General features: G+C 64.7%; 21 protein-coding genes. 14 read left to right on the top strand and 7 right to left on the bottom strand.

Annotated elements, in window-relative coordinates:
- Positions 1-53: 53 nt before the first annotated feature.
- Both QQK18_RS15660 and QQK18_RS15655 read right to left on the bottom strand, forming a co-directional pair.
- A complete protein-coding gene (locus QQK18_RS15660; protein WP_284341298.1) occupies positions 54-1,370 on the bottom strand; it encodes an ABC transporter substrate-binding protein in 1,317 nt (438 codons plus the stop codon).
- A gap of 26 nt (positions 1,371-1,396) precedes the next feature.
- Positions 1,397-2,404 carry a LacI family DNA-binding transcriptional regulator gene (locus QQK18_RS15655; RefSeq protein WP_284341297.1) on the bottom strand — a complete coding sequence of 336 codons (1,008 nt, stop codon included), beginning with the start codon at positions 2,402-2,404 and terminating at the stop codon, positions 1,397-1,399.
- A 384-nt stretch (positions 2,405-2,788) separates the two neighbouring features.
- Here QQK18_RS15655 and QQK18_RS15650 point away from each other — a divergent pair, with 384 nt between their 5' ends.
- On the top strand, positions 2,789-3,586 hold the full coding sequence (locus QQK18_RS15650; protein WP_284341296.1) for a glycerophosphodiester phosphodiesterase: 798 nt from the start codon (positions 2,789-2,791) through the stop codon (positions 3,584-3,586).
- Positions 3,587-3,686: 100 nt separating this feature from the next.
- Here the strand turns inward: QQK18_RS15650 and QQK18_RS15645 are convergent, their stop codons facing one another.
- Positions 3,687-5,342 (bottom strand): MFS transporter, encoded by a 1,656-nt coding sequence (locus QQK18_RS15645; RefSeq protein ID WP_284341295.1) that lies wholly within the window; start codon positions 5,340-5,342, stop codon positions 3,687-3,689.
- 394 nt (positions 5,343-5,736) lie between these two features.
- Here QQK18_RS15645 and QQK18_RS15640 point away from each other — a divergent pair, with 394 nt between their 5' ends.
- The 3 genes from QQK18_RS15640 to QQK18_RS15630 all read left to right on the top strand — a co-directional run bounded on the left by QQK18_RS15640 (position 5,737) and on the right by QQK18_RS15630 (position 7,557).
- Complete coding sequence (locus tag QQK18_RS15640; RefSeq protein ID WP_284341294.1) at positions 5,737-6,111, top strand: hypothetical protein; 375 nt, start codon at positions 5,737-5,739, stop codon at positions 6,109-6,111.
- A 118-nt stretch (positions 6,112-6,229) separates the two neighbouring features.
- Positions 6,230-6,658, top strand: a complete 429-nt coding sequence (locus QQK18_RS15635) for a VOC family protein (RefSeq protein WP_284341293.1) — start codon at positions 6,230-6,232, stop codon at positions 6,656-6,658.
- Between the two features lie 92 nt (positions 6,659-6,750).
- Positions 6,751-7,557 carry a helix-turn-helix domain-containing protein gene (locus tag QQK18_RS15630; RefSeq protein ID WP_284341292.1) on the top strand — a complete coding sequence of 269 codons (807 nt, stop codon included), beginning with the start codon at positions 6,751-6,753 and terminating at the stop codon, positions 7,555-7,557.
- A 72-nt stretch (positions 7,558-7,629) separates the two neighbouring features.
- Here the strand turns inward: QQK18_RS15630 and QQK18_RS15625 are convergent, their stop codons facing one another.
- Entirely contained in the window at positions 7,630-8,523 is an 894-nt protein-coding gene (locus tag QQK18_RS15625; RefSeq protein WP_284341291.1) for a LysR family transcriptional regulator, read from the bottom strand.
- A gap of 263 nt (positions 8,524-8,786) precedes the next feature.
- Between QQK18_RS15625 and QQK18_RS15620 the strand changes: the two genes are divergently transcribed.
- Genes QQK18_RS15620 through QQK18_RS15605 form a run of 4 tightly spaced genes read left to right on the top strand, consistent with a single transcriptional unit; the run spans position 8,787 to position 13,426 of the window.
- Positions 8,787-10,064 (top strand): ABC transporter substrate-binding protein, encoded by a 1,278-nt coding sequence (locus tag QQK18_RS15620; protein WP_284341290.1) that lies wholly within the window; start codon positions 8,787-8,789, stop codon positions 10,062-10,064.
- A gap of 26 nt (positions 10,065-10,090) precedes the next feature.
- Positions 10,091-11,032, top strand: coding sequence for a carbohydrate ABC transporter permease (locus QQK18_RS15615; RefSeq protein ID WP_284341289.1), 942 nt, complete (start codon positions 10,091-10,093; stop codon positions 11,030-11,032).
- 1 nt (position 11,033) lies between these two features.
- Complete coding sequence (locus tag QQK18_RS15610) at positions 11,034-11,882, top strand: carbohydrate ABC transporter permease (protein WP_284341288.1); 849 nt, start codon at positions 11,034-11,036, stop codon at positions 11,880-11,882.
- A gap of 50 nt (positions 11,883-11,932) precedes the next feature.
- On the top strand, positions 11,933-13,426 hold the full coding sequence (locus tag QQK18_RS15605) for a sulfatase (RefSeq protein ID WP_284341287.1): 1,494 nt from the start codon (positions 11,933-11,935) through the stop codon (positions 13,424-13,426).
- A gap of 53 nt (positions 13,427-13,479) precedes the next feature.
- Here the strand turns inward: QQK18_RS15605 and QQK18_RS15600 are convergent, their stop codons facing one another.
- Entirely contained in the window at positions 13,480-14,436 is a 957-nt protein-coding gene (locus tag QQK18_RS15600) for a GlxA family transcriptional regulator (protein ID WP_284341286.1), read from the bottom strand.
- An 88-nt stretch (positions 14,437-14,524) separates the two neighbouring features.
- On the opposite strand from QQK18_RS15600, the gene QQK18_RS15595 reads away from it, so the two are divergent.
- The gene (locus QQK18_RS15595) at positions 14,525-15,409 is read left to right on the top strand and encodes an alpha/beta fold hydrolase (protein WP_284341285.1); all 885 of its coding nucleotides are present in this window, start codon (positions 14,525-14,527) and stop codon (positions 15,407-15,409) included.
- A 359-nt stretch (positions 15,410-15,768) separates the two neighbouring features.
- Here QQK18_RS15595 and QQK18_RS15590 read toward each other — a convergent pair whose 3' ends face one another.
- Positions 15,769-17,169 carry a sulfatase gene (locus tag QQK18_RS15590; protein WP_284341284.1) on the bottom strand — a complete coding sequence of 467 codons (1,401 nt, stop codon included), beginning with the start codon at positions 17,167-17,169 and terminating at the stop codon, positions 15,769-15,771.
- A gap of 25 nt (positions 17,170-17,194) precedes the next feature.
- Positions 17,195-18,106: a LysR family transcriptional regulator gene (locus QQK18_RS15585; protein WP_284341283.1), complete on the bottom strand. Its 912-nt coding sequence runs from the start codon at positions 18,104-18,106 to the stop codon at positions 17,195-17,197.
- Positions 18,107-18,320: 214 nt separating this feature from the next.
- On the opposite strand from QQK18_RS15585, the gene QQK18_RS15580 reads away from it, so the two are divergent.
- From QQK18_RS15580 to QQK18_RS15560, 5 genes are all read left to right on the top strand, one after another.
- Complete coding sequence (locus tag QQK18_RS15580; RefSeq protein ID WP_284341282.1) at positions 18,321-19,604, top strand: extracellular solute-binding protein; 1,284 nt, start codon at positions 18,321-18,323, stop codon at positions 19,602-19,604.
- Positions 19,605-19,617: 13 nt separating this feature from the next.
- The gene (locus QQK18_RS15575; RefSeq protein WP_284341281.1) at positions 19,618-20,538 is read left to right on the top strand and encodes a carbohydrate ABC transporter permease; all 921 of its coding nucleotides are present in this window, start codon (positions 19,618-19,620) and stop codon (positions 20,536-20,538) included.
- Positions 20,538-21,428, top strand: coding sequence for a carbohydrate ABC transporter permease (locus QQK18_RS15570; protein WP_284341280.1), 891 nt, complete (start codon positions 20,538-20,540; stop codon positions 21,426-21,428). The genes QQK18_RS15575 and QQK18_RS15570 overlap by 1 nt, the downstream gene beginning before the upstream one ends.
- Positions 21,429-21,512: 84 nt before the next feature.
- Positions 21,513-23,078, top strand: coding sequence for a sulfatase (locus QQK18_RS15565; RefSeq protein WP_284341279.1), 1,566 nt, complete (start codon positions 21,513-21,515; stop codon positions 23,076-23,078).
- A gap of 30 nt (positions 23,079-23,108) precedes the next feature.
- The coding region (locus QQK18_RS15560) for an ATP-binding cassette domain-containing protein (RefSeq protein ID WP_284341326.1) at positions 23,109-23,244 on the top strand (136 nt) is incomplete at its 3' end.

Here is a 23,244-nt window from a genome sequence, read left to right as displayed (position 1 = left end):
TCCGCCGTGGAGGCGGCGGCGGGCCGCCGCCTCTGCGTTCGTTGGAAGGATGGTCAGCGCGCCGGTATCGCCGGAACCTTGCCCTCGGCCATTTCCTGCTGGAAGGTCGCGTCCCACTGCGCGAGGTATTGCTCGACCGTTGAACGGCCGAGCCAGACCTCCTCGATACCGCTCACCATGAACGAGTTGGTCGCCGGCGGCAGGAAGGTCCAGGTGGTGTAGCCGTATTCGTCTTGCGCCACCGACTGGGCGAGCGTCTGCATGGCCTCGGTATAGAGCGGCAGGACGTCGTCCCCGAGGGTGATGCCGGAAAGGTCGCTGAGCGGCGTGTTCCACTCGCCCTGCCATTCGGTGTTCATCGCGGTATAGGTCTCGTCGCTGAAGATGAAGTCGATGGCGGCGGCCGCTCCGTCCGGGTTCTGCGAGGTGGCGGCCACCGAGAAGGTGGAGCCGACGCCCAGCGGGAACACCGGCTCGCCCACATCCTCAGTGCTCGGAAAGCCGACGAAACCGGCTTCGGCATTGGCGGGCGGGAAGTACGTTTCGATGTGCTGGAACTGCCAGGTGCCCGAGGGCATCATGCCGGCGCGTCCGGCGGCGAGCTCGGCCACCTGCTGCTCGCCGTTGAGCGAGAAGTAGTTGGGCCCGAAATATCCCTTCTGCCACCACTCGTTGAGCCGGGTGATCGCCGCAGCGAAAGGCTCGGATGTCCAGGGGATCTCGCCGTTGAGGGCCTTGTAGACGTTCTCCGGCCCGGCGATCGCGTTGAGCGCGAGCGACACATAGTGCTCATTGGTCGGGCGCCACAGGGCGTTGCCGGACGAGAAGGGCACGATGTTTTCGGCGAGCATCGCATCGGCCAGTGCCTCGAGCTCGTCAATGCTGGTTGGCGGCGTCCAGCCATGTTCCTCCAACAGGGTGGCGTTGTAGAAGAGCCCCAGTGTCTCGTAGGTCTTGGGCACGGCATAGAGCTGACCGTTGTACCTGCCCATCTCGAGGAAGACCGGCAGGATGCGCTCGTTCCAGCCGAACTGCTCGGCATAATCGTCGAGCGGCAGCAGCTGTCCCGCCTGGGCCATCGGCGCCACATAGCTGGGACCGGCGGTATAGACGATGTCCGGCCCCGTGCCCGAGAGCAACGCCACGCGCATCTGGTTGTCGAGCTGGGCCCCGCGATAGTCGATGCTGAGGCTGTCGTCCGGGTGCGCCGCGTTGAACGGCTCGATGATGTTGCGGGTGATGACCCCCTGCTGTTCGGGGGTGGCGGTCTCGTACCACCAGGTGATGGGGCCGGCGGCCAGGGCCGCTCCGGTCAGCGCGGTTCCGGCCATCAAGGCGATGGCGGTCTTGATGAAGAGGCGTCGTTCCATGTTCTCCTCCAGTGAACGATGTAGGGTCAGGACGATGCCCGCTCGATAAGCTCGAAGGGCATCTCCAGGGCGGTGCCGGCGCCGTCGCGTTCGCCGCGAAGGCGCTGGATCAGGATCTCGGCGGCGCGTTCGCCCATCCGGTCCTGGAACTGTGTGACGGTGGTCAGCGGCGGCGTGACCAGGGGGGCGGCCGAGATGTTGTCGAAGCCGACCACGGCGACATCCTCGGGCACCCGCAAATTGCGATCGCGCAGCGCGCGCATCACGCCGATGGCCATGAGATCGTTGGCGGCGAATATGGCTGTGGGATTGAAGCCGCTGTCGAGAATTGTGTTGGCGGCGTCGAGCCCCGCCGTTTCGGTGAAGCTGTCCTCGGTGACGACCAGCGGCTCCAATCCGGCGGTCACGAGCGCCTCGCGGTAGCCGTCGATGCGCGTGCGCTGGGGGCCGCCGACGCCCGCGACCATGGCGATGCGGCGATGTGCGTGCGCGATCAGGTGGTTGACGACGACCACGGAGGCCGCGCGGCTGTCGACGAAAATGTCGTCGATCGGCAGGGGGCCGCCGGCCTTGCGGGACGATTCGATGCGCACGATGGCGATGGAATTGTCAAGGAGGAGCTTCAGATCGGCGGCGCGCAAGGTGAAGAACACGCCGACGACGCCGTCGACCCGGCCGCGCAGGGCCCACTCCAGAAAGTGCTGCTCATTGGCGGCAATGCCGTCGGTGTTGAGGGTGATGACGTCGTAGCCTTCGACCTGCGCAATCCTCTGCACACCGCGGATGAGGGCAGGGTAGAAGGGGTTGGTGATGTCGGGAACCACGCAGGCGATGGTCATGGTCCGGCGGGTCTTGAGCGCCTGAGCGAGGCTGTTGGGTACATAGCCCAGCTCCCGCGCCGCATTCTGGATGCGCTGAACGGTTTCGGGCGGCAGGCTGGTCGCATTGCCGCCGCCGAGCACCATCGAGACCGCGGCCTGGGACACCCCGGCGCGCAACGCCACGTCCTTCTGCGTTGTCCTCCGCAGCGTCATTTCACCGTCCTTATACGTATTAGTTGTACGTATAAGTGGGCGGATGCGCAGTTGTCAAGGCGACCTTGCCGTTGGGGTCGCGGATGGTGCCGGTTTGTAGCGGTCGGTGGGTGAATTGGCTCGCGGGCTTCGATTTCGAGATCAAGGTCATCGCCCGCATACCGTCGACAACTTGAGTTCTTCCCGTTCCGATTGAATCGGAATGGGGCTATCGCGCTTTCTGAAAGCGTTGCGACCAGGATGCCGGCAGAGGACGGTCACGCACGAACGTCCTCTGCCGGCGCGGCCGAGTGAGCACTGCCATTGGCCCTGAGCAGACTGGCGGAGCGCCGTTGATGGGCGGAAGACAACGCAATACCCTCGCGGTCAAGGAGGGCCATTGTCATGAAACTTGCTGATCCGTTCAGGATCATCGCGCATCGTGGGGCAAGCGGCTACGCCCCAGAGAACACGATGGCTGCCTTTCGTCGTGCGGTTGAAATGGGCGCTACTGAGGTCGAGACCGACGTCGCTTTTACCCGCGACGGGCGTCTTTTGCTTTTCCATGATCACACGCTCGAACGGACCACCAGCGGAACTGGTCTGCCCGAGGATTATTCGTTGGCTCAGCTCCTGGAGCTCGATGCCGGGTCGTGGCATGACCCAAAACTCTCGTGGGATCGCGACTATGCGGGCGAACGGCTGATTACCCTGGAGGAGTTGCTGGACGCCTTCGGACCATCGCTCACCTACCATATCGAGTTGAAGAAACCGATGCCCGGGCTGCCTGAGGCCGTGGTCGCAGCTCTTCAGACTCGGGGGTTGGCGGACAGAGCTTTTCTGTTTTCGATAGACGATGAGGAGGGCTTGAGACGGGCCAAGCTGCGCGAGCCTCGATTGCGCATTGCCTGGGCGCCCGAAGAGCTACTGCGCACCGATCCGCGTCGCGCCGTGGAGCAATGTGTCGCCAACGGCTTTTCCATGATTACCCTCAACTCAGCCAACCAATCCCGCGAACTGATCGATCTGGCACACAGCCTGGGGATCGAGGCGCGAAGCTCAGGCATATCGAGCCGCGAGAAGATGATCGCCGCAGCCGAAATGGGTTGCAACGGCATGACCATCAATTGGCCTGATTGGCTGCTCGAGTATGTTGGCAAGATGCGTCGCCTTGAGCGAAATGCCGGGTTGATCAGCGGTTAGGACCCATTGTTTGCCGGGTACTACCTTTACGACCCTGGCCGGCGGCGGAAGTTGTGGATGGTGGGTTACCTCAATCGGTAGCTTCGGCGTTCAGACGCTCCTAAAGCTCCGTCGATTGACGCGTGACGAGATCCTCGCTCGTCGGCACGGTTTGCCGCTCTATCATGCGATGAACGTGCGGGGGTTCGCTGCCGCGGTGGAGGCTGCGCAGGAGGCTGGTGTTCTCGGCGTCGGCCTTGGTGCGCCGCAGATTGTGCCTGACGTAATCCACCCATGTGGGAACATGGTAGGATTCCACCCAGATCTCGGGCCGTTCCAGATCGCGCAGCACTGCCCATTGCCGCGCGCCATCGCGGATGCGGATGCGCCGGCGTTCGGCCATCAAGGCGAGGAACCGGGGGATATCGGCCTCATCGATCTGATAATCGACCATCACCATTATGGGACCGCTGCGCGGCTGGAGTTCCAGTTTCAGTATCGGTTCGTTGAAGGTGTTGAGCGGGTCGAGGTCGCGCGAACCGAACCGGGGCAGCGGCAGGCGCACGCCCGCAATCGCGCAACCAAGCAGCACGGCGCCTGCCAGACCCAGCGACCAGGTGAGGCCCGAGGCATCGGCAACCGCGCCCCAGCACCAGCTGCCCGCTGCCATGCCGCCGAATGTCGCCGTCTGATAGAGCGAGAGGGCCCGCCCGACCACCCAGCGCGGCGTCGAAAGCTGGATCGAGACGTTGAACAGCGATAGCGCCAAAACCCAGCCGGCGCCGGCGGGCATCAGCAGGACAAAGCTGAGAAGCGGATGCCGGCTGAGGCCCAGACCCAGGCAACACACCGCAAACGCGACGCAGGCCACCCGCACGATGGTTTCGTTGCCGTAGCGCGCCCGGATGCGCGCGTTGAGCAGGGCGCCGCCGATGGCACCAAGGCCAAAGAAGCCGAGCAGGGCGCCGTAGATCAGTGCGCCGCTCCCCGCATAGCTGGCGGCGACCGCGGGCAGCAGCGCGAGGATGCTGACGGCTCCGAAGCCGAAGAGGAAACCGCGCAGCAGTACGGTGGTCAGATTGGGCGAGAGGGAGACATAGCGGATCCCCGCCCACATGGCGCTGCCGAAGTGCTCGCTGGGCAGACGGCTGGGTGCACGCTCCGGCTTCCAGCGCGACAGGGCCCAGATGAGCGGCAGATAGGAGACCGCATTGAGCGCGAACGCCGCCGCGGCGCCGGCAATGGCAACGATGAGGCCGCCGATGGCCGGCCCGACGCTGCGCATCATGTTGAAGCCCATACTGTTGAGCGTCACGGCTCCCGGCAGGTCGTGCCTCGGCACGATGTCGCCCATCGATGCCTGCCAGGAGGGGTTGAACAAGGCCGTCCCGCATCCGATGAGGAAGGTGAACGTGAGCAGAAGCCATGGCGTCAGCAGGCCCATGAAGCCGAGGACCGCCAGAAGAACAGAGACCAGCGCCATGCCGACCTGGGCGACGATCATGATGATCCGCCGGTCGAAATTATCAGCCAGCGCCCCCGCGGCGAGGGAGAACACCATGATGGGCAAAGTGGTCGAGGCCTGGACCAGCGCCACCATGTTGTAGGAATCGGTCAGAGTGGTCATCAGCCACCCCGCGCCCACGGCCTGGATCAAACCCCCAAGGTTCGACACGAGCGTCACGATCCACAGAAGACGGAAGGTCCGGTGACGAAACGGTCCGAGGACCGTGGACTGCTCTTTGGCGGACGACGAGTCGGCACCCGCGTTGGTCACGCTATGCTCCACTGCAAGATCGGGATGGCTCTTCGGGCAGAAGTCGACACCGTCTTGCTGCCAAATCCCTGCTGACTGTTGGCTGGCGGCAAGGTGCCGGCCCAAATCAGCGGCAACTTAGCCGAGCCAAACGAAACTTCCCAGCCTGCGGTCATTCGATCCGCCCAGCACGGGAGGGGGACAAGACAGGCCGGTATCGGCTGGAGCCTCGGCTTCATCGCCGGCACGGTGATGATCACCGACCTTTGCGTCCGCAAGAAGCGGCCAGGACGCAGACCTTCAGAGAACTCGTCGTCTTCAGCGTGTCGAATAGCCATCCTTATTACCTGCAACGTAATCGCATTGCCCTCCGATCCACGGTCAAATCCCGCCATCACGAACCTAGAGACCAGCAATGACGCTCAACAGAATCCTCGCTTTCGATGCTCTCACCTGCGCGCTGATGGGTAGTGTGCTGATCTTGTCGGCACCCGCCTTGTCGGCGCTGATGGTGCTGCCGCAGGACCTGCTTTTTATCGCAGGATGCGTGCTTCTGCCGATCGCCCTCTTCATGGCGGTCCTGGCCCGTCAGGTCCGCCCCTGGACTGCCGGTGTCTGGCTCGTCATCCTCGGCAATGCTGCCTGGGTGGCCGGGAGTCTCGCCCTGGTCGCCGTCACAGGCCCCAACCTTCTTGGCACCGGCTTCCTGATCCTTCAGGCCCTGGTCGTGGCCCTGCTGGGGTTAGCCGAATTCAATGCGGGCCCGCGCCGTCCGGCAGGTTTTGCGTGAGGAGGGACTGGTGGACGTAATTGGCCGCCGCACTTTTCTGGCAACCGCATTCGCCCTCTTCGCCGCCATGCCGGCCCTTGGACAAACCGATCTTCCCGCAAATCATGGAGGACCTGCAATGAAGGTTCGCGACCTTTATCCGCTCATCACCACCCCGGCTCTCGCTGAAGCGCGGGACTTCTATGTCAGCCATTTCGGCTTCCAGGTGGCCTTCGAAGCCAGCTGGTTCGTCTATCTCGTCGGTCCGGGTGAAGACGGTACGCGTGGAGCAACGCTTGCCTTCATGCATCCCGACCACCCCTCCAATCCGCCGGGCCCCGAAACCTTCAACGGCCTCGGCATGATCCTCACGATCGAGGTCAGCGATGCAGCATCGGTGTTCGACCGGCTCAAGGGCAGTGACGCGCCGATCGTCCACCCCCTGACCGACGAGAAATGGGGACAGCGGCGGTTCATGACCCGTGACCCCGCCGGTATCCTGGTCGACATTGTCGAGCAGATCGAACCGGCCGCGGGATTCTGGGATCAATACATGACCCAGGATTGACAGGCGGCGACCAGGCGGACGCCGGGGCACTCGCGCCGCGGCGTCCCGATATTGCTAAACTGAAGGCTATTGGCACCAGGAGCATATTACAGATGACACAGCAGATGGCAGTCAGTGTCGGCGATCACCTTCGCGCCTGGCGGCAGCGGCATCATCTCAGCCAGCTCCATTGCGCACTCGAGGCCGACATTTCGCAGCGCCATCTGAGCTTCCTGGAAACGGGACGGGCAAGGCCCAGCCGCGACATGGTGATCCATCTGGCTGAACGGCTGAATATCCCGCTGCGCGAGCGCAACGCCGCACTGCTCGCCGCGGGCTTCGCTCCTGCCTATTCCGAGCGGGACCTCGATGACCCCGAAATGGAGGCAGCGCGCTCGGCAGTGCGCGCGATCCTGAAGGGGCATGAGCCTTATCCAGCACTGGCCATCGACCGCCATTGGCAGCTCCTTCATGCCAATGCCGCCCTTGGTCCCCTGCTCGCGGGAGTCGCCGACGCAAAGCTGCTCGAACCGCCGATCAATGTGTTTCGCCTGAGCCTCCATCCCGATGGCCTGGCTCCCCTGATCGAAAACCTCAGCGAATGGCGTGACCACCTGCTCCATCGGCTGAGCCGGCAGATCGCTGCGACACGCGATGATGTATTGGTCCGCTTGCGGGCGGAATTGCTGGCCTATGGCGAGAGCCAGACCAACGCACCCGGTTCTGCCAGCGTGCTGGTGCCGTTCCGGCTCAAAACCGCGGGCGGAACCCTGTCGTTCATCTCGACGACGACCGTCTTCGGCACCCCAAGAGACGTGCTGCTATCGGAACTGGCTATAGAAGCCTTCTTTCCGGCCGACGATGCGACCACACAGTACCTGGGCAAGCATCGGCCACGCGGATCGGAACGTGAGGACTAAGTTGAATTGACGCGGTTTCAGCAAAAATGGTGTCTGAAGCGCTCCAGCCAGACGTCACCGGTCGGCCCGCCCTCACACCATCTTCGGCAAATCCACCTGCGCCGCGTGCTCGCGCGCACGGCGCAGGAAATCGCGCACGATCGGGCGATCGAGGGAGCGGGCGGGGTAGATGACGCCGGAGTCGTCGCTTTCGCCGGGGTCGTCGATGTCGATGGTGACGATGCCGAAATCGGCAAAGAGCGAGACGAAGCCGCTCGAGGCGGACATGACGAAGGGGGAGTGGCGCAGCAGCAGCAGGGCGTTGAGGATGGTGTCGACGCGCACGGCGAAGTCGCGGGCGTGGCGGGCGAGCTTGCCGGGGCCGGCATCGTCCTCGTAGCCGGGGCTGATCCAGCGCTGGGCGAGGAGGTCGTCGAGGCTGGCGACGCCCTTGTTGGCGAGCGGGTGGTTCTTGTCGCAATAGACGTAGGTTGCCTGGCGCACCATCGGCTCGAACTCGACTTCGACCACCGGGCCGTAGCGCGAGGAGAAGGTGCCAAAGACGAGGTCGTAGACGCCGTTGCGCAGGCCTTCGAGGCGGGTGCCCTCGTCGGCGATCTCGACATGGACAACGACATCGGGATGGGCTTGTGCAAACTGCCGGGTCACCTCCGGCAGGATGACGAGACCCCAGAGGTCGCCGGTCGCGATGCGGATGGCGGCCTTGGCCCGGCCCTGCAACTGCTCGATCTCCTCACGGGCCTCGTCGAGGGCCGGCAGGATGCGCACCGCCCGGCTATAGAGCGCCGAGCCATAGGGGCTGAGCTCGACGCCGGCGCCGTTGCGCACGAACAGCGGCGCGCCATAACCTTCCTCGAGCTTGTGGATGGCGCGCGACAGCGCCGGCTGGGAGATGTTGAGGTGCTTGGCCGCCGCCGAGATCGAGCCGCGGCTGGCGACCTCTACGAACTGGCGCAGCTCGCGCATCCGCTCCTCCGTGAGGGCATGCAAGATACGCATATCATATAGAAGCTTTGCATTTGACGTCCATAGCGCCCGGTGTTCTCAATATTGGTGAGACCGGTATGCGACAAGGAATTATGGTTCCGGAGCATTGCCTCGGCGATGACGGCCCGGACGAGACTTCCGCCAAAATACGCATAGCATAGCCTGCCGGTGTCGGGAGTTCGAGCAGCCGCCGCACCGTGCGCGCGGCTTGAGGCGCCTTCATGCGCCCAGTGGAGGAAGCAATGAAGAAGGACTACTGGCGCCGGCTGGCGCTCTCAACGACATGCCTTGTCACCCTTGCCGGATTTTCGAGCGCGGCCATCGCGCAGGAACAGGTGGAGCTGGTGTTCCGCCAGTTCGACCCGCCGACCGAAACCGAGGGGCTCGTTGCCGCGATCGAAAAGTGGAACGCCGCCAACCCCGACATCCAGGTGCGCATGGAAACCATGTCGGGCGCTGACACGCTGGCGCAGCTGGCGCGCGAGGTTCCGGCCGGGGCCGGGCCCGACATCCAGCACCTGGCGTTCGTGTGGACGCGCGACCTTGCCCGCTCCGACCTGTTGCTCGAGCTCGACCCGCTGATCGCGGCCGAGCCGCCGGGCGCGGGACTGGACGATTTCCTCGCGCTTGACCTGGCGACGCTCGACGGCAAGGTCTACGGCGTGCCTTGGACGTCCGACACCTTCGCCATGGCCTACCGGCCGGACCTCCTGGAAGGCGCGGACCTCGAATTCCCCGACACCTGGGAGGATCTCGCCACCGCCTCCGAGGCGCTGACCACCGGCGACGGCCAGTTCGGCTTCTGCTTTCCGGCCGGCAGCTCGCCCGACAGCGGCATGTGGATGCTGGTCAACTATTACCTATGGAGCAACGGCTCGACCCTCATCGACGAGACGGCGCCGGGCCAGTGGGAAATCGTCGCCACTGTCGAGGACCTTACGGCGACGATGACCTACTTCAACGACTTCTTTGCCTCCGGCTCGGCGCCCGAAAGCCTGATCACCGTCAACAGCTGGGGAGATCCGGAACTGGTGGGCGGGCTTGGGCGCGGCGACTGCGCCATCACCTTCTTTCCGCCGCAGACCTTCCGTGCGGCCGAGGCGCAGGCGGATGTGCCGCTGATGACGGCCGCGATCCCGGCCGGCAGCGTCAAGCGCATCTCGCATCTCGGCGGGCGTGCGCTCGGCATCAACCCCAATACCGAGCATCCCGAAGAAGCCTGGGCATTCGTCCAATACCTCCTCGGGCCGGACACGTTTGCGACCTACAACCAGTATCCCGCGCAAAAGTCCCTCGTAGCCGAACTCGACTTCCCCGAGAGCGAAGCGGGCTATGTCGAAATGATGCCGGTGGCGCAGACCTATGAGCGCTACATCTCCTCGCCGATCGCCGTCTCGTCGATGACGGCGCTGGTCAACCGCGAGTTCGGTGCGGTGTTCTCGGGCCAGCGCAGCCCCGAGGAGGCGAGCAAGGCGATCCTCACCGAGCTTCAGGACCTCCTGGCGCGCGGGCAGAATTGATCCAAATGAAGGCGTCATCGGATACCATGACGACACCTCTCCCCGACGCGCCGGCCGCGAGGCTGGCGCGTCCATGGGGCGCCCGGCTCGAGCCCTATGCCCTGGTGCTGCCGGCCATGGCGGTGCTGGCCTTCTTCTTTGCCGGTCCGGCGATCTACAATGTGGCGCTCGCCTTCCAGGACCTCAGCCTCTTCGATCTCGGCAAGGAGGGGCGCTGGGTCGGGTTCGACAATTTTGCCGAGGTGCTGAGCGACCCGTCGACCGGGCAGGCGCTCTACAATACTGCCGTGCCGCTGACCGCGGTGACGGTTGTGATCCGTCTCGTCCTCGGTCTGTTGCTGGCGCTTCTGCTCAACGCCACTGTCTTCAGGCGATGGCGGCTGGGCTGGCTGGTACGCTCGCTGGTGCTGATCCCGTGGGTGACGCCGCCGGTGGTGGCGGTGGCGGCCTGGAAGTGGCTGCTCGATGCGCGCTACGGCGCCGTCAACCAGTTGCTGGTGGGGACGGGGCTCATCGAGCAGGGCATCCCGTTCCTCGCCAAGACCTCGACGGTGTGGGGCGCGGTCGAGACGATGCTGATCTGGCGCGAACTGCCCTTCGTCGTCATCACCTTCCTTGCCGCGCTGCAGTCGATCCCCAGCGAATTGCGGGAAGCTGCGCGCATCGACGGGGCCAATGGTTGGCAGATCGAAACGCGGATCGTGCTGCCGCTGCTAAAGCCGGTGATCGCGGTGGTGACGCTTCTGACCACCATCTGGACGTTCAACAACTTCGTCTATGTGTGGCTCGCCACCCGCGGCGGGCCCGGCGACTATACGCAGGTGCTGGCCACGCAAATGTATACGACCTCGTTCGTCGACTATCGAATGGGTACGGGCGCGGCCATCGGCGTCGTGATGAGCGTCATCATGTTCGTCTTCGCGCTGGTCTATTTCTTCGTCATCTTCCGCGAGAAGGGGGAGAAATGAGATGGCGATGACCGCAGCATCTCCCCGGCGATTCCTTGCCGATCTTGCCGTTGCCAGCTTCGGCATCGGGATCCTGCTGATCCTGGCGTTCCCGTTCATCTGGGTGGTGCTGATCTCGTTCCGGCCGGATTCGGAGATCTTCACCCGCACCTTCCAGCTGATCACCAGCTTCACGCTGGAGAACTACTTCACGCTGCTCGACGGCTCGCCGTTTCCCACCTACCTGCGCAACAGCCTGATCGTCTGCACCATCGCAACGGTCCTGGCGGTTTCCATTTCACTGATCACAGCCTACGGGTTCTCGCGCAACCGGCGGTTCGCCGGGCGCCAGCTGCTGTTGATCCTCGTTATCGCCACGCAGCTCTTTCCCTTCGTCATCCTGATCACGCCGCTCTATGCGACATTCTTCGCGCTGGGGCTCATCAACAATCCCATAAGCCTCGTCATCTCCTACACCGCCATCAACCTGCCCTTCGCCATCTACATGCTGCTGGGCTATCTCGACACGATCCCGCGCGAGCTCGACGAGGCGGCGCGCATCGATGGGGCCAACACGCTGCAGATCATCTTCCGGGTGATCCTGCCGGTCGCCTGGCCCGGCGTGGTGGTGGTTGCCGTCTATGCGTTCGTTTCGGCCTGGGACGAGTTCCTCTTCGCGCTGACGCTGATGACCTCGGACGCCAACAAGACGGTGCCGGTGGGGCTTGCCGGGTTCTTTGGCGAATACACCACGCAATGGAACCTGGTGATGACCGCCTCGGTGATCTCCACCCTGCCGACGCTGGTGCTGTTCATGCTCTTGCAGCGCAAGCTCGTCTCGGACCTGGCGGCCGGATCGATCAAGCAATAGCGCGCCGTGTCCTCGTCCAACCCCCAGTTTTTCGGAGTGGGATAACCCCCATGAACATCATCCTCGTCCTCATCGACAGCGTGAACCGCTCGGCCCTTTCCGCCTATGGCGGCACCGAATTCGCGACGCCGAACCTGCAGGCCTTCGCCGACAGGGCCTTCCGCTTCGACAACCATTTCGTGTGCAGCCTGCCGTGCATGCCGGCGCGGCGCGAGATCTTTGCCGGGGTGATGAACATGCAGTGGCGCCCATGGGGGCCGCTCGAGCCGTTCGATCTGCGCCTGCCCAAGCTCCTCGAGCAGGCCGGCTACACCACCGCCATTGTCACCGACCACTACCACTACTGGGAGGAATCGGCGAACGGCTACGTGCAGAGCTTCCAGGGGGCCGAGTTCGTGCGCGGACACGAGCTCGATTTCTGGAAGCCGCTCTTGCCCGAGGCGGAGCTGCCGCAATGGGTGCGCAATATCGAGAAGTGGCGCCCGGGTTACGGCCACCGCTACTATTCCAACATCGCGCAGTTCGGCGACGAGCGGGACTTCTTCCCGGCCAAGGTGATGAGCGCGTCGAGCGATTGGCTGACGGCGCACAAGCAGGGGAACCCGTTCTTCCTGCAGGTCGAATCCTTCGACGTCCACGAGCCCTTCGACGTGCCCGAACCCTATGCCTCGATGTATGGCGACGGGACGGCGCGCGACCGCTTCACCCTCTGGCCGCCCTACCAGGACGCGGCAAAGCAGGCGGAGTTCCTGGCGCAGGCGTCTCCGGAAGAGATCGCGTTCGTGCGGTCCCAATACGGAGCCAAGCTCACCATGACCGACCGCTGGTTCGGCAAACTGCTGGAGACGCTCGACAGCCAGGAGCTCTGGGACGACACCATGATCATCGTCACCACCGACCACGGGCACGACCTTGCCGACCGCCATGGCTTCGGCAAGCAGTTCCCGCACTTCGACAGCCATGCCAACATTCCGCTCCTGGTCTGGCACCCGAGGTTCCCCGGCATCGGCCGGGCCATCGAGGGGCTGACCAGCACGCTCGACATCTTCGGCTCGGTACTCGATGCGGCGGGCGTGACCCTGCCCTCGGGCACGCATTCGCGCTCGATCCTGCCGATGATCGCGGAAGACGGGGACGGGCGAGAGGCGTTGCTCTACGGCACCTTCGGGCAAGGGCTTTGCTGCACCGACGGGGAGTGGACGCTGATCCAGCCGCCTGACCGATCGATGCCGGTCTTTGCCTACTCCACGATGGTGCCGACGACGATCATGGCGCCGGACCAGCCGATCGAGCACGGATGCTTCATTCCGGGAGTCGACATGCCGCAGTGGCGAATCCCCTTCACCGCCGACCGCCCCGGCGACCGCCGCCCGCTCGACAGCGAACCGCTGCTCTACAACCGCAAGGCCGACCCCGGCCAGCGGAACAACCTGTTCGCAGGCGCGCCGGATGAGGCGCGGCGGATGACGGCGCTGATGCGCGAGACGCTGGCCGCGGCAGGGGCGCCGGCGGAGTTGTTCGTGAGGCTGGGGCTGGTGGGGTGAGGCCGTGTGAGGCACGACGCCTCAACTTCCGCAGGAAGTCATCCGGCGCGGGTTCACGGCGCCGCCGATGCGCCGTCCATGCGCGATGACCGTCGCAGCGTCTGCGGCGGCTGACCGAGGGCGCGCAGGAAGGCGCGGCGCATCCGGCCGGCGTCGCCGAAACCCACCTCGCGGGCGATCTGGTCGAACGAGCCGAAGCCGGCCTCGACGGCATCGCGCGCCGCTTCCAGGCGCAATTGCTCTACGGCCTTGGCCGGAGTCGTCCCGACCTCGCGCAGGAACGCCCGGGAGAAGTTGCGCGGGCTCATCGCGGCCCGATCCGCCAACTGCTCGACTGTCAGCGGCAGATGCAGATTGCTTTTGACCCAAGCCATGAGCGCCTCGAAGCGCCCCGAATGTCCGCCCAGTTCGATGAGGCCCGAGAATTGCGATTGGCCACCGGGGCGGCGGCTGTGCACGACCAGGTGCTGGGCGGTGCGGCGGGCGAGCGGCGCGCCGAAATCGTCCTCGATCAGCGCCAGGGCCAGATCGATACCGGCCGATATCCCAGCCGAGGTCCAGATATCCCCATCGCGCGTGTAGATTCGGTCGGGGTCGAGCCGCACCCGCGGATAGCTGCGACGGAAGCGCTCGGTGCTGTCCCAGTGCGTGGTTGCGGCGCGTCCATCGAGCCGCCCCGCTTCGGCGAGGAGGAACGCGCCCGAGCACACACTGGCGAGCCGGCGCGGCCGAACCGACACCAGCCAGGCAACGATCGAGCCGAAAGCCTCCATATCCCACACCAACTGGCCGCCCGAGACGATGATGGTGTCGAGGCCTTCAGCCGTCAGCGGCCCGGCATCGAGCCTGAGCCCGCATGAGCTTTGCACCGGTCCTGCGACGGGGGCGAGGATCTGCAGATCGTAGCCCTCTTCGACGTAGCGGGACGCCAGCTCGAAGGCGGTTGTGGGACCGATCACGTCAAGGAACTGGAAGCCCGGATGGACAACAAAACCAACATGCCGTCTCATGACCGTTTCTGCCCGTGTTTTGTCGTTTGCGACAAAATCGCCTGGGTCTAGTCTTTCAGTCAACTCAAGGCCATTCCAGGAGACAGAAATGTTGAGGCAGACGCTTCTTTCCATCGCCACCGCCCTGGTGGCCGCGTCGGCAGCCCCCGCGCTGGCGCAGGATTCCGCCTCATCCGAACCCGTCGGCGCGCGCGTCGATGTCAACGGCATGCAGATGTATTACGAGGTCTCGGGCGAGGGTGATCCGCTGATCGTCCTGCATGGCGCCTATATGAACATCCTGACCATGGGCGAGATCATCCCCAGGCTCGCCGAGACCCACAAGGTCTATGCGCTCGAATTGCAAGGGCACGGCCGCACGACCGATATCGACCGGCCGATCACCTATCAGAACCTTGCCGATGACGTGGCCGCGTTCATGGATGAGGTCGGCATCGAAAAGGCCGACGTCTTCGGCTACTCCATGGGCGCGATCGCCGGGCTGCAGCTCGCCATCCGCCACCCGGAGAGGGTCAACAAGCTCGCTGCCGCTTCTGTCGCTTATGACCTCGAGGGCTGGCAGCCGGCGTTCACCGAGGCGATCCCGCAGATGACGGTGGAGATGATCGTCGAAATGCCGTTCGCCGAGGAGTATCGCCAACTCGCCGCCGACCCGGAGGGCTTTCCGGCCCTGGCCGAAAAGCTGATCGCGCTCGAGCACGAACCCATGGCCTGGGAAGAGGACGTTGCTGCGCTCACCACGCCGGTGCTGATCATCACCGGCGATGCGGACGTCAACACGCTCGAGCACGCGGTTGCGATGTTGCGGCTGCTCGGCGGCGGTATCATGGGCGACATGGGCGAGCCGCTGCCCGAATCCCGACTGGCGGTCCTGCCGGCGACGTCGCACACGGCCGTCATCACCCAGGTCGACCTGCTGCATGCCTTTATCGAGCCGTTCCTGAAGGGCGAGACGCCGAAGGGGTTTTTCTGAACAGAGCGTTGACGGGGTGAGGGGTGCGCAAGGCCCCCTCATCCGCCTCGCGCTGTCGCGCGCCACCTTTCTCCCACGAGGAGAGAAAGGAGGGTGGTCACCAGCCTCGCGGGGCGACATGAGAGGTTGAGGATGCTGGCCGAAGCGCCGGCGCAGAGATATTTGGCAGTATTTCACGCGATGCAGCCCAGGGCGATGAGGACTCACCCAACGCGTCAACACCGAAATCGGGGCGTTGGCCGCCGAATCGATCGGCCTGCCCAACCGCCGCCAACTGTCATCCAGAGCATTTCCCGTTCTGATTGAATCACACAACGGGAGCCCCCGAGGACAGGCTCCGCGCCCGAGGAGGGAAGGGATCACATCCCTTCCGGGGGAAAATAGTCGTGCGGGTTGGGTTGCGGGACGAGGGCCATAACGTCGCGCGACCAGTCGTCGAGGCGCAGGCCAAGCTTTTCGACGAGGTCGGGACGCTCGCTTGACAGGTCGTGCCGTTCCTCGATGTCCTCGGCCAGGTTGAAGAGGGCAAGGCGTCCGTCCTCGAACCAGCGGATCAGCTTGAAGTCGCCCTCGCGCACGGCCGCGCCCGGGGTGCCGCCCTGGTTGGAATAGTGCGGATAATGCCAGAACAGGGCTCCGCGGCCGGCGTTGCTGAGCCCCCGCCACTGCGCCCAGAGGTCGACGCCGTCGACATGCTGGCGCGGCCTTGCCGGCAGGCCGGCGGCGCTGAGCAGGGTCGGATAGATGTCGGGTGTCGAAAAGGCGAGGGGCGATTGTGCGGCCGGCACAACGCCGGGCAGACACGCGATGAAAGGTACGCGCACGCCCCCGTCCTGCATCCAGCCCTTGCCCTCGGCGAGCGGCGCATTGCAGGTGGGTGAACCCTCGGAGGTCGAGAGCCCGCCATTGTCGGAGGTGAAGACGATCAGCGTCTCGTTCAGCTTTCCGGCCGCATCGAGCGCGGCGACGAGGCGGCCGATATTGGCATCGAGATTCTCGATCATCGCTGCATAGGCGGGGTCGGACTGCACCGTGCGCCGTTCGACATGCTTGCCCCTGAGATGCCAGGCGGACATCGACTCGGCCTTGACGATCGCGTGGGTGTCGAGGCCGAGCGCGGCGGCCTTGCGCTGGTATTTGCCGATGAGGTCGCCGGGGGCCTCGAGTGGCGTGTGCACCGCATAGTGCCAGAGATTGAGGAAGAACGGCCGCTCGTCGGCCGTCTCGACGAGGCGGATCGCCTCGTCCGTCAGGCGGTCGGTCAGATATTCGCCCGGCGGCCCGTCCTCAAGCGTCGGGATTGCATAGGGGCTGAAATAGGTCGTGGGCGACCCCAGGGCGCAGCCGCCGATATTGACGTCGAACCCATGCCGCTCCGGTCCGTGCCGGGCGTCCCCCAGATGCCACTTGCCCACATGCCAGGTGCGGTAGCCGCCCTCGCGCAAGGCGCGCGCCAGCGAGAATTCGTTTTCCGGCAGCCCGTGGAAATAAGGCACATCCACCAATCTGCCGACACCATGGCCGCCGATATACTGGGTGATGCCGACGCGGGCGGGATATTTCCCGCTCATCAGGCTCGCCCGCGTGGGCGAGCACACTGGCGCCGCCGCATAGGCCTGCGTAAACCGCGTGCCGCGCGCGGCCAGCGCATCGATGTTGGGCGTTTCATAGAAGGTCGAGCCATAACAGCCGAGATCCTGCCAGCCCATGTCGTCGATCAGGACGAGGACGATGTTTGGTCTTCCACGCGAGATCGGCATCGTATGGCTCCATCTGGAGAGGGTTTCAGTGTGTCGAAGGCACCAGGGTCCGCGCGTTCCAGGCGCGCAGCAAGGTCTTGATCGGGCGGGAGTCGATGAAGGCGAGTTTGCAGATCAATTCGATGTGGATGACCCAGAGCGGGTCGTCGACGGTGAGGGGCAGGAGGCCCTGAGCCTTCCCCCGGGGGACCATGATTTCGTTGACGATGGCGAAATGGTCGGTCGCGGCCAGCACGTCGAGCATGACCGAGACGCTGTTGGTGCGTATGGCAGCGGTCAGGTTTTCGACGCGCCTGCCGAAGGTCTTCTTCGCGTTGATATCGAAATCGTGGTCATCGAGGAAGCCGACGCGCCGGTACTGGCAGAGATCCTCGATGGTGACGCGGGCCCGCTGCCGCAACGGGTGATCGCGCCGGCAGACGGCCAGCATGCGATTGGAAAAGAGATGCACGGCGGCGAAGTGCTCGGGCAGCGGGCGATCGGGCCGGGCGCTGATCATCACGTCGAGATCGCCGCGGATCACCTCCTCGATAAGGACGGTGGTGATGCCGGTCTCGACGCTGACCTGCACATTGGGAAACTTTTCGTAGAAGTCGACGAGCACGCGCGGCAGGCTGCTGACGGCCAGGGCCGGGCCGACGCCCATGCGCAGGAGACCCTTGGCCTCGATGGTCGAGCGCTGGACGTCGAGGGTCGCAAAGCGCGCTTCCTGGTCGATGGCGTGGGCGTAGCGGTGGAGCGCCTCGCCCGCCTCGGTCGGCTCCAGGCCTTTAGCCGTGCGCTTGAAGAGATCGCTGCCGACTTCGTCCTCGAGGGTCCTGAGGCTCTTGGTCAGGGCCGGCTGGGTAATGCCCTTGCGCTCGGCGGCGGCGCGCATGTTGCGCATCTCGTAGAGAACGAGAAAGTTCTCGAGATGCCGGGAGACGAGAAGGCGCATGGGTCATAACTAACGGATATCGATGATGTAACAATAGCTATTATCGCTTATCGGGCCTGCCGGATAGATTTTCAGCGAGGAGAGGGAAAGCGCCATCCCGCCATCCGTCCGCACGCCGCCGGCAACCAACCGTCCCGCAGAGGGCGAGCCGGAGAGGCCGCCTGGAATGGCTTGCGATGGACGTCCCCTACAAACATTCGTGGGAGGAGAAACGATGTCCATCAAAAACGCAAAGTTCAGCCGCCGTTCGGTGCTGAAAGGGGCCGCGGCCGGTGCGGCCGGCCTTGCGGCCGGTATCTATGCCCCGGCCATCCTGGCGCAGAACAAGTTCCTGTCGATCATGGTGCTGGGGCCGGACCAGAAGGCCACCGAGTGGATGAAGGGGGCCCTCGCCGAATTCAAGGCCGAGACGGGCTACGATGTGGAGCTGCGCCAGTCCGACTGGGGTTCTGCCTTTCAGCGCCTGCTGACCGCCGCTGCCAGCGGCACCATGGCTGATGTGACCATGATGGGCCAGGTGATGACGCCGGCCCTCGCCTCGCGTGGGGCGTTCCTGCCGATCGACGAACGCCTGGCCGCCTGGGACGATACCGACAAGTTCTATCCGGCGATGCTGCAGGATGGCACCTATGACGGCCGCTCCTATGCGCTGCCCGTATATGCGGACGTGCGTACCGCCGTCTACCGCTCCGACATGCTCGAACAAGTGGGCGTCGGCGCCGACGCACTGCCCACCAGCTGGGACGAGTTCAAGGCGCTTGCCATCAAGCTCTCCAAGAGTGAGGGCGGCCCGCTTGATGCGCCGTTCTTTTCCGGTCAGGACACGTCCGTCGGGCTGATGCAGACCTTCTCGCAGATGCTCTACCAGGCCAACGGTTCGTTCTTCGACGAGAGCGGCAAATCGGTGCTTTCGAGCGAGCCCGGCATGCGGGCGCTCGAATATCTGGTGTCGTTCTTTGCCGAGGGGCTCGCCAACCCCAATCTCGTCTACCAGGGTACGGGCCCGCGGCCGATGGTGCAAGGCAGGGCGGCGATGGCCTACAACAGTGCCAACGAATCCGCGAACGCGGCGCAGAACGCGCCCGAGGTGCAGCAATATATCGTTGCCGGCCAGCCACTCTCGGCCGATGCCGGCGGCGAACCCAGGACCATCGCCTGGATCAACAAGTTCGGCATTGGCGCCAACACCGCCGATCCGGACGGCGCCTGGGCGCTGCTCTCGTTCATCGCCTCAAAGGAGCAATCGGCAAAGGTCGCCGAGCTCTGGGGCGGGCTGCCGGCGCGCACCGACCAGGCCGATGCACCCTATCTCGCCAATGTCGACCGCGGCTTCGTCGAGGCGACGCAATATGCCGGGGCGCTGCCGACGGCGCCGAACCTGTTGCAGATCCAGCAGCAGGTGAACATCGCCATGCAGGCCGCCATCCGCCAGAGCGGCGGTGAGGCGGCGATCCTTGCCGATCTCGACCGCAAGATCGATGAGATCAATGCGGCCTGACGGCGTTGCGGTAATGGGAAGTGACGTGGGGGCGCGGCCGCAAGCGCGCCCCTTCACCCACGATCTCGAGCGCCGGCAGCGGCTGGCGGGGGAGATCCTCCTCAGTCCGGCGGCCGTGGCGATCATCCTCACCTCGGTGGTGCCGCTCCTCCTCGCCTTCTATTTCAGCCTGACCAATTATTCGCTGCTGGCGCCGCCGCAATGGGTGGGCCTTGCCAACTATCAAGCGATCCTGCGCGATCCGGTCTTCTGGGAGTCGCTGCGCAACACGCTCTCATTTGCCGTCAGCCAGGTCGGCATCGGCATCGTCGTCGTGGTGCTGGTTGCGGCGCTCTTTAATGGCTACCTCTTCGGCGGCCCGGTGATGCGCACCATCGTTTATCTGCCGCAGGCGGCCTCCTATGTGGTCGTCGCGCTGGTGTGGAACCTGCTGCTCGATCCGGCAGTGGGGCCGATCAACTCGGCGCTGATGGCGATCGACTGGGGCCCGATCTACTTCCTCTCGGATCCCGCCTGGGCCATGCCCTCGATCGTTGTGATGAGCATGTGGCGCAACCTCGGCTACTTCATGATCATCGTGCTCGCGGCGCTGAAGTCGGTACCCTCGGACCTGCTCGAGGCCGCCAAGATGGATGGGGCCAATGCGGTGCAGCGCTTCTGGACCATAAGCCTGCCGACCATCCGCGGGGTGGTGGCGTTCGTTGCCATCACCTGGTTCCTCGGCGCGCTGCAGATGTTCACCCAGTCCTACGTGATGACGCGCGGCGGGCCGGTCAACGCTACCCGCACCATCGTCTATCTCATGTACGATGAAGCCTTCACCAACCTTTCCATCGGCAAGGCCTGCGCCATGGCGGTGATGCTGTTCCTGCTGGTCGTGGTGCTGTCGCTGGTGCTGCGCTTCGTGCTCCGCCCGAAACGGGAGGTCTCGTGATGACTGTTGCCACTAGACGCGGCCGCGCGGCCCCGCGCATCGACCCCAAGATCACGGCCTCGGCCGCGTTCCATGCGATCGCCCTCGTCGTCACCGCGCTCTATGCCGTGCCGATGGCTTATACGGTGATGGTGGCCCTGACGCCCCATGGCGAATGGATCGGCGCCTGGCCTTCGCGCCTCGAATTCTCCAATTTCGCCGATGCGTTCCTCAGCGCCGACTTCCTGCGCTTCTTCATCAACAGCGCCGTCGTTGCCATCACCTGTACCATCACCCAGGTCGTTCTCTCGTGCGCGGCCGGCTATGCGCTGGCCATGCTCCCGGTCAGGGGCCGCAACCTGATGCTGCTGCTGCTGGTGGCGCTGCTGGTGGTGCCGCCGGAAGTGTCGCTGGTGCCGCTCTTCGTCATGGTCTCGCATGTGCCGCTGACCGGAGGTAACGACATCCTCGGCAATGGCGGGCAGGGCCTGCTCAACACGCTGCCCGGGGTGATGGTGCCGCATATCGTTTCCGCGCTCGCCATTTTCCTCATGCGCCAGTTCTATATCTCGCTGCCGGCGGAACTCGGCGATGCCGCCCGCATCGACGGGGCCAGCGAATTCCGCATCTTCTTCGAGATCTATACGCCGCTGGTGAAGCCCGCGGTCGCGGTGGTCGGGGTCTTTGCCTTCCAGGCGGCGTGGAACGATTTCGTCTGGCCGCTGGTGGTCACGTATTCGAATGACATGCGCACGCTCCAGCTGGGGCTGACGGTGTTCTTCCAGGAGAATTCCACCCAGTGGCCGCTGCTGATGGCTGCCGTCCTCGCCATCAGCGTGCCGATCGTCGTCCTCTTCCTCTTGATCCAGAAATTCTTCCAGTCGGGAGCGCTCTCGGGCGCCCTGAAGTAAGTCGCGGGGCCTGCGGCCGCTGCCAGCTCATCAACACAATCGCGGGCTTCGCGCCCAGGGTCTTGTTACGCCGAGGAGTCACCAATGAAGGCGATCATGGTCATGTTCGACAGCCTCAACCGGCGGTTCCTGCCGCCCTATGGCTGCGATTGGATCCACGCGCCCAATTTCCAGCGGCTTTCCGAAAAGGCCGTCACCTTCGACAATTGCTATGCCGGCAGCATGCCCTGCATGCCGGCCCGGCGCGAGCTGCAGACCGGGCGTTACAACTTCCTGCATCGCTCCTGGGGGCCGCTGGAGCCGTTCGACGACTCCGTGCCGGAAATGCTGCGCAAAGCCGGCGTCTATACGCACATGATCACCGATCACCAGCACTATTGGGAAGACGGCGGCTCGACCTACCACAACCGCTTCGACACCTATGAGTTCTTCCGCGGCCAGGAGGGCGACCGCTGGAAGGGGCGGGTGCCGGCGCCCGGCGAAACGCTGGCCACGGACCACCATGCGGCGCTCCACCGCCAGGACCGGATCAACCGCCAATATCTTGAGAACGAGGCCGACCATCCGCAGACCCGCGTCTTCGATGCCGGCATCGAGTTCGTGCGCACCAATGCCGATCGCGACCGGTGGCTGGTGCAGATCGAGACCTTCGATCCGCACGAGCCGTTCTTTTCCTACGATCGGCACAAGGCTCACTATGCGAGGCCCTATGACGGCCCCCAGCTCGATTGGCCGACCTACGGGCGCGTCACCGAGACGGCCGAAACGGTGCAGCATGTGCGCGACCAGTATTCGGCGCTCTTATCGATGTGCGACGCTTCGCTCGGGCGCGTCATTGACATGATGGACGAGCTCGATCTCTGGGACGACACCATGCTGATCGTCTGCACCGACCATGGATTCCTCCTCGGCGAGCACGGCTGGTGGGCCAAGATGGTGCAGCCTTGGTACGACGAGAACATCCACACGCCCCTGTTCATCTGGGACCCGCGGGCGAAGGCGAAGGGGCAGCGGCGCAAATCCCTGGTGCAGACCATCGATTTCGGGCCGACCCTGCTCGACTATTTCGGCGTCGCACCGACTGAGCGCATGGAGGGCCACGCGCTTGGGCAGACCGTCGCCAGCGACACGCCGGTGCGCGAGGCGGGCTTGTTCGGCGCCTTCGGCATGCATGTGAACGTCACCGATGGGCGCTATGTCTATATGCGCGCGCCCAGGGACGCCTCGAACCGGCCGCTCGACGAACACACGCTGATGCCCACGCATATGCGCTGGCAGTTCACGCGAGAGGAGCTCAAGCGCGCCGAGCTCATCGAGGGGTTCCCGTTCACCCAGGACGTGCCGGTCCTGCGCATTCCCGGAATGCCGTTCGGTGCCGGCAATGCCTTCGAGCTCGGCACGCTGCTCTTCGATCTCGAAACCGATCCGGGACAGGAGCACCCGCTCGAGGACCCGCAGATCGAGCTGCGGATGATCAATTTGATGCTCGAGCTGATGCGGGCCAATGAGGCACCGGAGAGCCAGTACCAGCGCATGGGCCTGCCCGCGCATGGACCCGCCGACCTGACGCACACGCGGCTCGGACGCGCGCCGCCGGCGGAAGTCCCTTGGCCCAGCGGAGAGGGCCGTCAGCTGGCGGGCCAGAAGTGAACGCGTGCACCGCAATGAGGAGATCGTCACATGTCGACCATCCGGATTGAGAACCTCTCCAAGCAGTTCGGCGCGGTGCCGGTGCTGAACGAGGTGAACCTTGAAATCGACTCCGGCGAGTTCGTGGTGTTCGTCGGGCCTTCGGGCTGCGGCAAGTCCACCTTGC

Source organism: Devosia nitrariae, from assembly GCF_030160115.1.
Lineage (GTDB): Bacteria > Pseudomonadota > Alphaproteobacteria > Rhizobiales > Devosiaceae > Devosia > Devosia nitrariae.
This window is presented reverse-complemented; position numbering and strand designations above follow the sequence as displayed.